Raw genomic sequence first — 14103 nt, 5'->3', positions numbered from 1 at the left:
GGTCACACCCGGGCGCGCCTGGCGAGCCGCTCGGGGTCGAGGATGATGATGCTCTTGCCGTCGAGCCGCAGCCAGCCCCGGGAGGCGAAGTCGGCCAGCGCCTTGTTGACCGTCTCCCGGGAGGCCCCGACCAGCTGGGCGATCTCCTCCTGGGTGAGATCGTGGGTCACCCGCAGCACCCCGCCGTCGCGGGTGCCGAACCGGCCGGCCATCTGCAGCAGATTCTTGGCTACCCGCCCCGGTACATCGGTGAAGATCAGGTCGGCGAGGGCGTCGTTGGTCCGGCGCAGCCGTCGGGCAAGCACCCGCAGCAGCTGCTCGGCGATCTCCGGCCGATTGTTCAGCCAGGGCCGCAGCGCCTGCTTGCGCAGCCGGGCGAGGCGGGTGTCGGTGACGGCGGTCGCGGTGGCGGTACGCGGCCCGGGGTCGAAGAGCGACAGCTCGCCGACCATGTCCGACGGGCCCATCACGGCGATCAGGTTCTGCCGTCCGTCTGCGGCCCGCCGGCCGACCTTGATCTTGCCGGTGAGCACGATGTACAGGCTGTCACCCGGCTCACCCTCGTTGAAGACGACCTCGCCCTTGCGGGCGTCGATCGTCTCCATCTCCTTGGCGAGTGCCTCCGCGGCCTCCGGGTCCACGCCCTGGAAGATCCCGCTACGAGCCAGCACCTCGTCCATCGCGCACCTCCGCCCGCGCGGCGTCCGTTCCCCGGCACCCCAGCCGTGACCAGCCGCGCGCAGTCAGTCTAGGTGCACTCCGCCCCTGGCCGGATGCGCACCCTCCGAATCTTGATCCAGGAGCGTAACCCAACAGGGTGGATCCGTCGTTAATATGCGGCACCGTGCACGCCGACCGGTCAGCGCCGTGCGACCGGCGGACGCCGTATCGTCGACCGGTGTCTCCCGATGTCGCCCGCCCATGGTTCACCACCCGCACCGAGGACGGCCGGACCCTGCCGTACGCCTGCTGGGCGCTCACCGAGCCGCTGCTGACCATCAGCTCCGCTCCGCTCGGCGGCGGGATCGGACTGCGCTGGTGGGTGATCAACGCGACCGTGCCGATGTCGTACCGCCGCGACGACCCCGACACCCACCTCGTCGGTCTGGCCGAGCAAGCCGACCTGCGCGGACCCGGCGTCGGCCTGCTAACCGGGGTGGACGTGCGTCGGATGGTGACCCGCGACGAGGCCGGCGTGCAGGTGTGGGCGACCGTCGGGCTCGGCACCCCGGTGCTGGCCGCCGCACCCAGGACCGCCGGGCCACCGCCGGAGCAGGTCGGGACGATCAACATCGTCGCAGCGCTTCCGGTACGGCTCGGTGAGGCCGCCCTGGTGAACGCGGTCGCCACCATCACCGAGGCGAAGACCCAGGCGCTGGTCGAGCTCGGACTGCGGGCCACCGGCACAGCGACCGACGCGGTGGTGGTGCTCTGCCCGCCCGACGGGCCGGAGCAGCGGTACGGCGGTCCACGGTCGACCTGGGGCGGGCGGCTCGCCCGGGTAGCGCACGCGGCGGTACGTGGTGGCACCGCCCAGCGTGGTGGCACTGCCCAGCGTGGTGGCACCGCCCAGGGTGGTGGCACTGCCCAGGGCGGTGGCGCGACGGACCCGCAAGGACGGCAAATCGGACACGGGGACAAACCAGCCGGACGGTTGTCGTCGCCGGAGACTCCCGGCCGGTAGGGTCACGCCAGTGAGTGACGCCCAGCGTGCCGCCCGGGGGCGCCGGCGGCAGGAGCCCGCCGCAGGCCGACCCGTTCTGTCGATCGTCGTGCTGACCGCCGTTCTGCTCGGTGCCGTACTGGTCGGCATCGTCGCGCTCGGTGGGATCAACCGGTCCGGATCCGAACCGCAGTGGCAGTCCGCTGCGTCGCCGACAGCTGCGTCGCCGACCGCCACCGCGTCGCCGGAGCCGCAGGAGATCTCGATGTCGGCTACCGGTGACATCGTGCTCGGCAACGCCCCCGACCGCCTGCCGCCCGACGGCGGTGCCGGCTTCTTCGACTCGGTTTCCGAGGCACTCGCCGCCGACCTGGTGATGGGCAACCTGGAGGAGCCGCTGACGGTCGACACCGGGACTGGCAAGTGCGCCCCGGACGCCACCCAGTGCCACCAGTTCCGGGCCCCACCCGAGTACGCGGCCCACCTGCGTGACGCCGGGTTCATGCTGCTCAACCAGGCCAACAACCACGGGTACGACTACGGCGAGGCCGGATACCGCAACACCCAGCAGACGCTGGAGGAGCACGGTCTGCGGCACACCGGCGCGCTCGATCAGATCACCGTGCTGGACGTCGAGGGGGTCAGCGTCGCGGTGGCCGGCTTCTCCTCGTATTCTCCGCCGAACAACAGCCTGATCAACCTGGACGCCGCGGCGGAGGTGGTCCGGCGCGCCGACGAGCAGGCCGACCTGGTCGTCGTGCAGGTCCACATGGGTGCCGAGGGAGCGGAGATGACCCGGGTCACCCCGGGCACGGAGCTGTTCGCCGGAGAGAACCGCGGTGATCCGATGGCCTTCGGGCGGGCGATGATCGACGCCGGGGCGGACCTGATCGTCGGCCACGGCCCGCACGTGCTGCGCGGCATGGAGTTCTACCAGGGCCGGCTGATCGCGTACAGCCTCGGGAACTTCGCCGGTGGCGGCGGTACGCTGAACAACACCGGCCGGCTGGGCTGGGGCGGGGTGCTGAAGGTGACCCTCGACCCGGACGGCGACTGGGTCGACGGTGAGTTTGTCGCCACGTACATGAACGGCAACGGTCTGCCCGTTGTCGACGAGCAACGCCGAGGGCTCGACCTGGTCCGGGAGTTGAGCGGGTTGGACTTTCCGCAGACCGGCGCCGAGTTCGACGATGACGGCACCATCTCACCACCGTCGGACTGACCCGCCGACGTAGGCTGGCCGGTGTGACACCGCCAGCCCCCCGAGCCGCGACCGCCCCGGCTGCGGCCACCGCAACTGCGGCCGCCGGGCCTGCGGCAGCCCGGGCCGTGCGTACCGAGACCGACCTGGGGCGTAAACGTCGTGCCCGGCGGATGGCGAGACTGCTGGCGCAGACCCATCCGGACGCGCACTGCGAGCTCGACCACGACGGCCCGCTGCAGTTGGCGGTCGCCACCATCTTGTCCGCGCAGTGCACCGACAAGCGGGTCAACGAGGTCACCCCGAAGCTGTTCGCCCGCTACCCGACGGCCGCCGACTACGCCGCCGCCGACCGGGCCGAGCTGGAGGAGCTGATCCGGCCGACCGGGTTCTTCCGCAACAAGGCCGGCTCGCTGATCCGGCTCGGCCAGGCATTGACCGAGCGGTACGCCGGCGCGGTACCGCGCCGGCTGCCGCAGCTGGTCGAGCTGCCCGGGATCGGCCGCAAGACCGCGAACGTCATCCTCGGTAACGCGTTCGACGTCCCTGGCATCACCGTCGACACGCATTTCCAACGGCTGGTCCGCCGCTGGGCGTGGACCGACGAGTCCGACCCGGTGAAGATCGAACACGCGGTCGGCGCGTTGATTGAGCGCCGGGACTGGACGATGCTGTCCCACCGGGTGATCTTCCACGGCCGGCGGGTCTGCCACGCCCGTAAACCGGCCTGCGGCGCATGTGCGCTAGCCCCGCTGTGCCCGGCGTACGGCACCGGTCCGACCGCCGCTGCCGAGGCGGTGAAGCTGCTCAAGGGTCCCCGCGCGAGGGAGCTGGCCGAGCAGGCCGGAATACCCGCCGACCTGGTGCCGGCGGCGGCCGTCACCGCCGAGGTGCCATGAGCGCCGGCCGCCCGTCGGGGCCTGGCCGTCAGCCCGGGCGTCGCCGTCGGCCGGGGCTAGGTCGCCGGCTCAGGCCGGGGCCGTTGTTCGCCGCCGCCCTGATGCCGTTGCTGCTGGCGGCGTCCGGTTGCACCACCGGCCCGGGTGCCGGGACGGGCGACGCTGCCGGAGCGTCCGGACCGGTCCCGTTCGCCGACTGCGCCGGCCTGACCGCACCGCCCGCTGCGGCCGCCGCCGCGCCGCAACCGTCGACCGACGTCGGTACGCCGGGCGGCGGCACCCCGCTGCCCGACATCAGCCTGGCCTGCTTCGCCGACGGGACGGTCGTTGACATCGCGGCGGTACGCGGACCCGCCGTGATCAACTTCTGGGGCTCCTGGTGCCAGCCCTGCCGCAAGGAGTTGCCGGCGCTGCAACGCCTTGCCGACCGTACCGCCGGGCAGTTGCACCTGATCGGCGTCAACACCTACGACGACCGAGATCCCGCCGTCGCCGTCGCCGAGGATCTGGGGCTGCGGTTCCCGAGCCTGGTCGACCGGGAGCGGCAGCTGCTGCTGGCGGTCGAGCGGGTCGGCCTGCCACTGACCCTGTTCGTCGACGGAGACGGGGAGATCCGTCGGACGTACGAGGGTACGCTCGACGACGCCACGCTCGCCGACCTCGTCGAGCGCGAGTTGGGTCTGACGGTGGCCCCGTGACCCACCCACTGCCCTCCGAACCGTTGCCGGCCTGGTGGCAGCCGCTGCTCACCCGGGTGCGCTCCGCCCGTACCGCCGATTTCACCCGGGTGGCGACCCCGGCCCGGGGTGGTCGGCCAAGCGCGGTGCTGGTCCTGCTCGGCGAGCATCGGCCGGGTGAGCCCGACGTGCTGCTGCTGCAGCGGGCCGCGACCATGCGTAACCATGCCGGGCAGCCCGCGTTCCCGGGTGGCGCGGCCGACCCGGGCGACCGGGACGCGCGGGCGACCGCGTTACGGGAGGCCGAAGAAGAGGTCGGGCTGGATCCGGGCAGCGTCACCGTGCTCGCCCAACTGCCGCGGCTGTGGATACCGGTGAGTGGCTTCGTGGTCACCCCGGTGCTCGGCTGGTGGCATCGGCCACATCCGGTGCATCCCCGACAACCGGAAGAAGTGGCACATGTCACTCGATTGCCGGTTGATGAGCTGGTGGACCCGGACAACCGACTCCAGGTACGCCACCCGAGCGGCTGGGTGTCACCTGCGTTCCAGGTGCGCGGCATGCTCGTCTGGGGATTCACCGCCGGGGTGCTGTCCGCACTGCTGGACATGGCCGGTTGGGCCGGTGCCTGGCCGACCGGTCGGATCATTGACCTGCCGCCCGAGCCGTCGCCCGGTGGCGATCCGTCGGCCGCCGGTCTGCCCGACACGCTCGGTGACCGGGCCAGCGGCGATGCGGCAACTGTGGACGGCTCCGCCGGCCTGCCGGGCTGACCGCCGGCCGCCACGTCCGTCTGCGGCCGGGCCGCTCGCCCGGTGCCCGTAGTCTTGACGGGTGTCCGCCGTCGACGTCGTGCTGCTGCTGCTTATGTTGGTCTTCGCGATCAGCGGTTACCGCCAGGGGTTCCTGATCGGGGTGCTGTCCTTCGCCGGGTTCATCGGCGGCGCACTGGTCGGTCTGCAACTCGGGCCGCTGCTGGCTGAACAGTTCGTCGACACTGTGGCCCGGGTCGTGGTGTCACTGGTCGCAGTGTTCGGCCTCGCCGTCCTCGGCCAGGCACTGGCCGGCTGGGCCGGCTCCCGGCTGCGGCACGCCATCACCAGCCCGGTGGGGCGCCGGGCCGACGACCTCGGCGGGGCGGCGATCTCGCTGGTGGCGGTGCTGCTCGTGGCCTGGCTCGTCGCGGTGCCGCTGGGCTCCTCCGCGATGCCCGGCCTGGCCGGGGCGGTACGCAACAGCGCCCTGCTCAACGGCATCGACCGGGTGATGCCACCGCAGGCGCAGGCGTTGTCCAACGCGCTGCGGGACACCGTCGACACCCGCGGCTTCCCGGACGTCTTCGGCGGGCTCACCCCGACCCGGGTCCGCGAGGTACCGGCCCCGGACCCGGCGCTGGCCGGTTCCGAGGTGGTGGCGAACGCCCAGCGGTCGGTGGTCAAGGTGCTCGGCTCCGCGCCCCGCTGCTCCCGCCGGATCGAAGGCTCCGGGTTCGTCTACGCCGAGGACCGGGTGATGACCAACGCGCACGTGGTCGCCGGTACGCAGACCGTGGCGGTGGAGGTTCTGGGCGAGCGGCACAACGGCCGAGTGGTGGTCTACGACCCGGAGCGGGACCTGGCGGTCATCTACGTGCCGAACCTGCCGGCTCCGGTGATGCCGTTCGCCGACCGTCCGGCCCCGTCCGGTGCCGACGCGATCGTGCTCGGCTTCCCGCTGGACGGGCCGTACGATGCGCAGTCCGCCCGGGTCCGCGACGTCGGACCGATTACCGGCCCGAACATCTACGATGACGGTGAGGTCCTCCGCGAGGTCTACACGATCCGTGCGTTGGTCCGGTCCGGCAATTCCGGTGGCCCGCTGGTCGCGGCCAACGGACTCGTGCTCGGGGTGATCTTCGCGGCGGCGGCGGACGACCCGAACACCGGATTCGCGGTCACCGCCGAGGAGGCGTCGTCGGTGGCGGTTCTGGGAGTACGGAGCACCCGCCGGACCGCCACCGGGGAGTGTGCCTGACGTCGCTGCGGGCAGCCACCGTCGTCATCCGCATCCGCCGGGCCAGCCAGCTGCCGACGACCGCCGTGACCAGCAGCAGACCGCTGCCGAGCAGCCCCTGGCCGCCGCCTTCACTGCGCTGTCCGCTGATCGGCCCGATCGCCCATCCGGCTCCTTGGTCGCCGGTGTCCTGACCGCCCATCCGGGTCGAGCCGCCGGCCAACGTCGGCGCTGCGGACTCCAGACCGGGAGCTGGGCCGAAGCCGACCACACCCGGAGTCCGGTTGTCGTCGAGCGGATTGCGCGGCACCTCGTCGACCCCGCCGGTCAGCGCGGCCACCGGATCGACCAGGCCGAAGCCGTAGCGATCGTCCCGGCCCGGCGCGCCCATGTCGCGGGCGGTCTCGATGAGCCGGGTGACCACCGTGCCTGCCGACATCTCCGGGAACCGGGACCGGATCAGTGCTGCTGTCGCGGCCACCAGCGGAGCGGCGAAGCTGGTGCCCTGCACCTGCCAGTAGCCGTCCGGTCGGGCGCCGACCAGCCCGGTGGCGGGTGCGGCGAGGACCGTCTCCGGCCCGGTGATCGAACCGGCCCACAGTTGCTCGCCACCCCGGTCCATCCCGGCGACGGCGACGACGCCTGGCTCCCGGGCTGGATACCAGACCCGCGACGTGCCGTTGGCCGAGATGTTGCCGGTGCAGGCGACCACCACGACGTCGCTGGCGAACGCGTAGTCCAGCGCGGCGGCCAGCGCCGGGCTGTCGCCGCTGCCGCCCAGCGACAGGTTGATCACCCGGGCCCCGTTGTCGACCGCCCAGCGGACCGCCTTGGCGACGACCAGCGCGTCGTCGTAGCGGTTCTCCTCGTCGAGCACCCGGACCGGCAGAATCCGGGCGTCCGGGGCGAGCCCGAGTACCCCGTCCTCGTCGTCGTCACGGCCGGCGATCAGCGCGGCGACGGTGGTGCCGTGCCCGACCGGGTCGGACCAGCCGTCACCGTCGTCGACGAAGTCGATCCCGGGTAGTACCTGGCCAGCGAGGTCGATGTGGCTGGCGTCCACCCCGGAATCGATCACCGCGACCGTGACCCCGGCGCCAGTGGCGTACTGCCAGGCGGTGGTCGCCGACAATTCCCGCAACTGCCACTGTTCGTCCCGGATCGGGTCGTACCGGGCGGGAAGCGCGGCGCTCGCCGCGGCAGCGGAGCCCGTGCCGGTGCGTACCGGCTCGGGCCCGGGCGGCGCGGCCGGGCCGCTGACTGCGGTCACCAGGACCAGCACCGCCCCGACGAGCCAACGGGCGGCGCTGCGTGGATGGCGCGGCAACGACGTCACAATCTGGCCTTCTCACCCCAGCAGACACTTGCTGCACGGAGGTTACCGCGATTCTGCACTGTCAGAAGCAGTCTTGGGGGAAGCCGATAGCCGGTTCGCGACGCCGGTGGGCCCAGTCGGATCGGCCGCCGGCAGGTACGCCAGTTGCACCAGACGGATGCCGTCCCGGCGGGTGACCAGCCGACCTCGGCCGGGCGGTAGCGGCTCTGCGCGGACCCCGCCGACAAGTTGCCCCTCGTCGGGGTCGCCGGAGAGCACCAGGCCCGCGGCGGACGACTCGCGCAACTGCTGGACGAAGGGCTCGTACAGAGCCCGCCCGGCACCCCCGACGCGGCGGGCGAGCACCAGGTGCAGGCCGACGTCCCGGGCGTGCACCAGGTACCCCAACAGCGGTTGGATCGGGTTCACCGACCCGGCCGCGACCAGATCGTAGTCATCGACCAGGACGAACAGCTCGGGTCCGGTCCACCAGGAGCGGCCGGCCAACTGAGCGGCGGTGAGGTCCGGTCCGGGCAGCCGCCGACGTAGATGATCTGCGGCCGAGTCGATCAGGTCGGCGGTATGCGACGCGTTGCCGCCGTAGCCGATCAGGTGGTCGGAGTCCACCGCGCCGAGCAGGCTGCGGCGGTAGTCGACGATGATCAACCGGGCCTGCTCCGGGGCGAACCGACCGGCGACGGTGGTGGCGAGGGCGCGCAGGAAACTTGACTTGCCGGACTCCGCTTCGCCGAACAGCAGCAGGTGCGGATCAGCGGCGAAGTCGATCGACACCGGTCGCAGGTCCGACTCGGCCAGCCCGACCTGCAGCCGGAGCCCGGCCGTGCCGGTGCGGTCCAACGCGGCGTACGGCACCAGGCCCGGGAGCAGCCGGACCGGCGGTGCCGCCGGCCCTGCCCAGCCGTCGGCGATGGCATCGACCAGTGCGGCGGTGTCGGCCACCGCGGCGAGGAAGTGCAGGCCGTCGCTGGTGATCCCGCGGCCCGGCGACCCCGGTGGCACGTTGGCGGCCGACCGGTGCGACACCAGCGAATCGATCGGGTCACCGAGTCGCAGCTCCAGCCGGGAGCCGAACAGATCCCGCAGCGCCGGCCGGAAGTCAGCCCAGCGGGGTGCCGAGGCGACCAGATGCACCCCGTACGACAGGCCACGGGTGGCCAGGTCGGTGATCGACGGTTCCAGGTCGTCGTACTCGCCGCGCAGGGTGGTCCAGCCGTCGACGACCAGGAAGACGTCACCGTACGGGTCGTCCGGCGTACTGCCGGTGGCGGTCCCGGTCCCGGTCGCGCGGCGGGCGCGGTACGCGGCCATCGACTCCACCCCGTCCCGGGCGAACCGCCGCTCCCGGCTCGCGAGCAGGTCGGTGACCTCGGCGACGGTACGCCGTACCGTTGCCGGCTCGGTGCGGACCGTCACTCCGCCGACGTGTGGCAGGTCCCGCAGCCCGGCCAACGCCCCGCCGCCAAAGTCGAGGCAGTACACCTGCACCTCGGCCGGCGAACGGCTCAGCGCCAGGGCGCAGATCAATGTCCGGATCAGCTGGGACTTTCCGCTCTGCGGTGCGCCGACCACCGCGACGTGCCCGGCCGCCCCGTCCAGGTCCAGCCACAAGGGATCCCGGCGCTGCTCGTACGGCTTGTCGACCGCGGCGACGGCCACCCGCAGCTGTTCCGACCGGTCCGGGTCGGCCACGGCCGGGCCCCGACCGGGCACCAGCCGCACCGGACCGAGCAGGTCATCCAGCTGGGGCGGCTCGCCCAGCGGCGGCAGCCAGACCCGGTGCGCCGGTGGACCGTTCCGGGCCAGCCGGTCGACGCTCACCTCGAGCAGGCTGGCCCCGGTGCCCGACGTGCCGGGCGCGGCCGACGGTTCGGGCCGGGTGGCGGCCGCCGGCACCGGGTGCGTCCGGAAGCCGTACAGCATGGGCGTCGAGCGGGGACCACCGGCCCGGCGCGGGGCCGGTCGGCGGTACGGCCCGGAGACGTAGGCGGCCCGGAACCGGACCGGTGCCCCGGTGCCGTACCGCAGGAAACCGTGACCCGGCTCGCGGGGCAGGTGGTACGCGTCCGGTACCCCGAGGACCGCCCGCGACTCCAGCGCCGAGAAGGTCCGCAGCCCGATCTGGTACGCCAGATGGGTGTCCAGTCCGCGCAACCGGCCCTCGTCCACCCGTTGCGAGGCGAGCACCAGGTGCATCCCCAGGGACCGTCCGACCCGGCCGATCTGCAGGAAGATGTCGATGAAGTCGGGCTTGGCGGTGAGCAGTTCGGTGAACTCGTCGCAGACGATCACCAGTGACGGCAGCGGCGGCAGGGTCTCGTCGGTCGGCTGTACCCGCAGGTAGTCCTGTCGGCTGGCCAGGTTGCCCGCCCGGCGCAGCAGCTGCTGGCGGCGGACCACCTCACCATGCAGCGCGTCGGCCATCCGGTCCACCAGCGGCAGCTCCTGCGCCAGGTTGGTGATCACCGCCGCGGTGTGCGGTAACCGGTCCAGCGCGGCGAACGTTGCTCCACCCTTGAAATCGATCAGGACGAGGTTCAACGACTCCGGCGGGTGGGTGAGAGCCAACCCGAGGACCAGCGTACGGAGCAGCTCCGACTTGCCGGAGCCGGTGGCACCGACCACCAGCCCGTGCGGCCCCATGCCGTGCAGCGCCGACTCCTTGAGATCGAGCTCGACCGGCTGCCCCTCGGCGGTGACCCCGAACGGGACCCGCAGGTGGCGGTCGACTGACGGGCTGCGGTCCGGTCCGGCCGTCGTCCACCAGCGGGCGCCGGCACCACCGCTGCCGAAGCCGAGCAGCTGGACCAGGTCCGCCTGGGCCACTGCGGCGGATCGGGCCGGCCCGCTGTTCGTCGCGAGCCGTAGCGGGGCGAGCTGGCGGGCGAGGGCCTCCGCTTCGACGACACCCAGCCCGTCGGCCGTCCCGGTGTCGATGGGCCCGGTCGACCCACGGATGACCAGCCGACCGGACGGGCCGACCGACAGCTCCACGGTGACCCGGTCGAGTATCCGGGGTGCCGGTACGCCCACCTGGACCACGGTGACGCCGTTTCCGCCGCCGTCGTTCGCTCCGGTCCTGTCGTTCGCTCCGGTCCCGTCGTTCGGCTGAGTGCCGTCGCACACCACCACGACGTGCGCGGGGGACATCGAGTCCAGCAGCCGAGCCAGCTCCGCTGCGCTGCCGGCGACCAACCGCAGCGGGCCGGTGGCGTCGGTGCGCTGCGGATGACCAGCGTGTGGTAGCCACTTGACCCACTCCCACCGGTCGCGGCGGTCGGCCGGCGCGTAGATCGCGATGCGCAGGTCGTCCGGGGCGTGCAGGACGGCCAGCTGGGCCAGCACCGCGCGTACCAGCGCGGCCGGTGCCCCGTCCGGGGCATCGCCGTCCGGCCGTCCGACGACGAAGATCCGGGCGACGTCACGCAGCCCGACCACGATCGGCAGCCCCGGCACCACCGAGTACGAGTCGATGAACCGTCGTAGCGCCGCAGCAGTGAGCGGCTCGATCTCGTCCACAGGCCGGTCGTCGGCCGGTGGCACGAGCGGGGTGGCGAGTGGGCGTGATCCGACCCCGACCCGTACGGTCGCGAAATCCCGGTCGTGCGGTCGGCGCTCCCAGACCCGGCTGCTCGCCGCCGTCGACCACAACCGATCGGGATCCGGGTACCGGTAGTTCAGTGCGGTCCGTTGCCGGTCCACGGTCCCCCGGACCTGGCCGCGTAGGCCGGCCAACTGCCGTAGGTAGCGACGCCGGGCCAGGTCGGTCGCGGACCGCGTGCCGGCACCGGGCGCGGAGTTCCAACTGGTCGCCAGCATGGCCAGCGTCGACACCCCGAACACCGCGGCCATCAGGTACGGGTAGACCCCGCCGTCGCGGCCCGGCAGCACTGCCATCGCCACCGATCCGCCGGCCATCGGCAGCAGGGCCAGCAGGCGTTGCCAGCGGCCGGAGTCCGGATCGGCGACCTGCGGAGGCGGGGGGATGCGGACCTCCCCGGCCGGGATCCCGGGTGCCGGACGACGCTCGGATCTGTTGAGGACGATGCCCGCCATCGCGTCAGCTAACACCTACGTAGAGTGTTCCGCAATGGACCGGCGGTGGATGGCGGTCGCCGGTCCGGCACCGGTCCGGCCGTCGCGGCGTCGAGGAGGGGCGATGAACGTGAGCCTGGCCAGGATCACCGTCTGCGGACCGCACCGCCGACTGGATCTCGCCCTGCCCGGACACGTGCCGGTCGCCGAGCTGCTGCCGGAACTGCTGCGGCACAACGGGGACGGGCTGGCCGACGACGGGGAACGGCACGGAGGCTGGGTGCTGCGTCGGGCGGACGGGGCGCCGGTGTCTGCCGGGCAGGCGCTGCGCCAGCAGGGGATCCGCGACGGCGACGTGCTGCATCTGGTGCCCGGGCGGACCTACTGGCCGGAGCCGGAGTACGACGACGTCGCCGAGGCGATTGCGGCCGCCGCCAGTCAGCAGGGCCGGACCTGGTCGGCCGCGACAACCAGAGGGTACGCGCTCGGCGCGGCCGGGCTGTGGCTCGGCGCGGGATGGCTGGTGCTGGTCGGGGCCGGCACCGGGACGGCCGAGCGGGCAAGGGTGGCGGTCCTCGTCGGGGCTGCGGTGCTCGCCGTCGGGGTACTGGCCGGACGGGTCTGGCGGGACGCGGCGGCCGGCGTCGTGCTCGGGGCCGGCTCGTTGCCGTACGCGTTCGCCGCCGGTCTGCTCGCTGCCGGCGACGGTGATCCGGTCGGGCTGCGTCCCGACGACTGGCCGACCGCCGCGGCCATGGCGACCGGGTTACTCGTGCTGCTGGGCACGGCGGTGACTGCCGGGGCTGCGGTGCCCGCCGGCGGGCCGATCTTCGTCGCCGTGGTGACCGTGGCTGGGCTCGGCTCGATGGCGGCCATCGCCGCGTCGACGGTCACCGGGGCGGCCGGCGCGGCGGCCGGACTGCTGGTGGTGGTCGGTTGCGGGGTCGGGTTGCTGCCCCGACTCGCCGTCCGGCTCGGCCAGGTGCCGACCGTCGTCGGGACGAGCGACCGGGTGCCGGGTGCCGTGGCCCGGGCCGAGCAACTACTCACCGGGATGCTGATCGGGTACGCCGCCGTCGGCGTCGCGGCCAGCGTGGTGCTGGCGCAGGTCGGCGGGGTGGTCGGGGTGGTGCTGGTCGGCGTCGTCGGGCTGGCGATGTCACTGCGCTCGCGGTCGTTCGTCAGTACCCGGCAGCGGCCGCCACTGCTTGTCGCGGGGGCAGCGGCCACGACACTGTCCGTGTTCGGCGCGCTGCCGGCGTACCTGCCGGTGTCGCCGTCGACGTTGGTCGTGGCCGTGGGCATGGTCGCGGTGTCGACCGCTGCGGTCGGTGCCCGGTACGCCGGCCGGTCACCGTCGCCGTACCTGAGCCGGGCGGCCGACCTGCTGGAGATCACCGCGCTGGTCAGCGTCGTTCCGCTGGCCGGTGCCGTCTTCGGGCTCTACCGGTGGGCCGTCGGGCTGCTCGGCTGAGCAGCCCGACGCCTGATCAGGTCAGTGGGCCGACTCGCCGCGCTCCAGGGCGGCCTCCCGGCGGCGGAACGACGCCTGGATCTCGGCCTCTGCCTCGACCCGGCCGACCCAGGTCGCGCCTTCGACCGACTTGCCCGGCTCCAGGTCCTTGTAGACGACGAAGAAGTGCTGGATCTCCAGGCGGTCGAATTCGCCGAGGTGGTGGATGTCGCGCAGGTGCTCCTGCCGGGGATCCTCGTACGGCACGCAGAGCACCTTGTCGTCGGCGCCCTTCTCGTCCTTCATCCGGAACATGCCGATCGCCCGGCACCGGATGAGGCATCCTGGGAAGGTGGGTTCCGGTACGAGCACCAGTGCGTCCAGCGGGTCGTCGTCCTGCCCGAGGGTGCCCTCGATGAAACCGTAGTCGGCTGGATACTGCGTCGAAGTGAACAGGGTGCGGTCCAGCCGGATCCGGCCGGTCGCATGATCGACCTCATACTTGTTCCGGTGACCCTTGGGGATCTCAACCGTAACGTCGAAATCCATACTCACGCTCCCTCGTCGCCCGCGCTGGCTACGGAAATAGAGCGGTACGCCGTCCGGGCGTTGCCCCGCCCGACCGTTTCGGCTCCCGCTCGCTTTGTGAACACAAGTAGTGTCGCCTAGTCCGTTCGTCAGTTGGGAGGTGGGGCCAGTGGGGAGGGAAGACTCACAGTCCGCTGGGGCCGTCGGTGAACCCGACCGGGCCGACGGAGCGCCAAGTCCCACGTCGGAGGGTAGTGGATCGTCCGCGAAAGGTGACCAAGTGGTCCCGCCGGAGGACTCTGCCGCCGCCCCGGCCGGTGCG

At 72.6% G+C, this 14103-nt stretch carries 11 protein-coding genes; 7 read left to right on the top strand and 4 right to left on the bottom strand.

From position 1 onward, the window contains the following. Positions 1-2: 2 nt before the first annotated feature. Positions 3-680 (bottom strand): Crp/Fnr family transcriptional regulator, encoded by a 678-nt coding sequence (locus O7543_RS17890; RefSeq protein ID WP_281552784.1) that lies wholly within the window; start codon positions 678-680, stop codon positions 3-5. 218 nt (positions 681-898) lie between these two features. Here O7543_RS17890 and O7543_RS17885 point away from each other — a divergent pair, with 218 nt between their 5' ends. From O7543_RS17885 to O7543_RS17860, 6 genes are all read left to right on the top strand, one after another. Continuing rightward, on the top strand, positions 899-1684 hold the full coding sequence (locus O7543_RS17885; RefSeq protein WP_281552785.1) for an adenosylcobinamide amidohydrolase: 786 nt from the start codon (positions 899-901) through the stop codon (positions 1682-1684). A 145-nt stretch (positions 1685-1829) separates the two neighbouring features. Then, positions 1830-2885, top strand: coding sequence for a CapA family protein (locus O7543_RS17880; protein WP_281555798.1), 1056 nt, complete (start codon positions 1830-1832; stop codon positions 2883-2885). A gap of 152 nt (positions 2886-3037) precedes the next feature. Beyond that, a complete protein-coding gene (gene nth / locus O7543_RS17875) occupies positions 3038-3763 on the top strand; it encodes an endonuclease III (protein ID WP_281555799.1) in 726 nt (241 codons plus the stop codon). A gap of 101 nt (positions 3764-3864) precedes the next feature. Continuing rightward, positions 3865-4461, top strand: a complete 597-nt coding sequence (locus tag O7543_RS17870; RefSeq protein ID WP_281555800.1) for a TlpA disulfide reductase family protein — start codon at positions 3865-3867, stop codon at positions 4459-4461. A gap of 8 nt (positions 4462-4469) precedes the next feature. Next, on the top strand, positions 4470-5213 hold the full coding sequence (locus tag O7543_RS17865) for a CoA pyrophosphatase (RefSeq protein WP_281555801.1): 744 nt from the start codon (positions 4470-4472) through the stop codon (positions 5211-5213). Positions 5214-5274: 61 nt separating this feature from the next. Further along, positions 5275-6453 (top strand): MarP family serine protease, encoded by a 1179-nt coding sequence (locus tag O7543_RS17860; RefSeq protein WP_281552786.1) that lies wholly within the window; start codon positions 5275-5277, stop codon positions 6451-6453. Here O7543_RS17860 and mycP read toward each other — a convergent pair. Continuing rightward, complete coding sequence (gene mycP / locus O7543_RS17855; RefSeq protein WP_281552787.1) at positions 6374-7768, bottom strand: type VII secretion-associated serine protease mycosin; 1395 nt, start codon at positions 7766-7768, stop codon at positions 6374-6376. The two genes, O7543_RS17860 and mycP, sit on opposite strands and share 80 nt — an antisense overlap. A 42-nt stretch (positions 7769-7810) precedes the next feature. After that, positions 7811-11821, bottom strand: a complete 4011-nt coding sequence (eccCb, locus tag O7543_RS17850; protein WP_281555802.1) for a type VII secretion protein EccCb — start codon at positions 11819-11821, stop codon at positions 7811-7813. Positions 11822-11924: 103 nt separating this feature from the next. On the opposite strand from eccCb, the gene eccD reads away from it, so the two are divergent. Further along, positions 11925-13274, top strand: coding sequence for a type VII secretion integral membrane protein EccD (eccD, locus tag O7543_RS17845; protein WP_281552788.1), 1350 nt, complete (start codon positions 11925-11927; stop codon positions 13272-13274). A gap of 21 nt (positions 13275-13295) precedes the next feature. Here eccD and O7543_RS17840 read toward each other — a convergent pair whose 3' ends face one another. Then, positions 13296-13802 carry an inorganic diphosphatase gene (locus O7543_RS17840; protein WP_123603846.1) on the bottom strand — a complete coding sequence of 169 codons (507 nt, stop codon included), beginning with the start codon at positions 13800-13802 and terminating at the stop codon, positions 13296-13298. Positions 13803-14103: the final 301 nt, after the last annotated feature.

This window comes from Solwaraspora sp. WMMA2080 (assembly GCF_027497395.1).
GTDB lineage: Bacteria > Actinomycetota > Actinomycetes > Mycobacteriales > Micromonosporaceae > Micromonospora_E.
The sequence above is the reverse complement of the archived record's forward strand: the minus strand, read 5'-3'. Positions and strand labels throughout refer to the sequence as shown.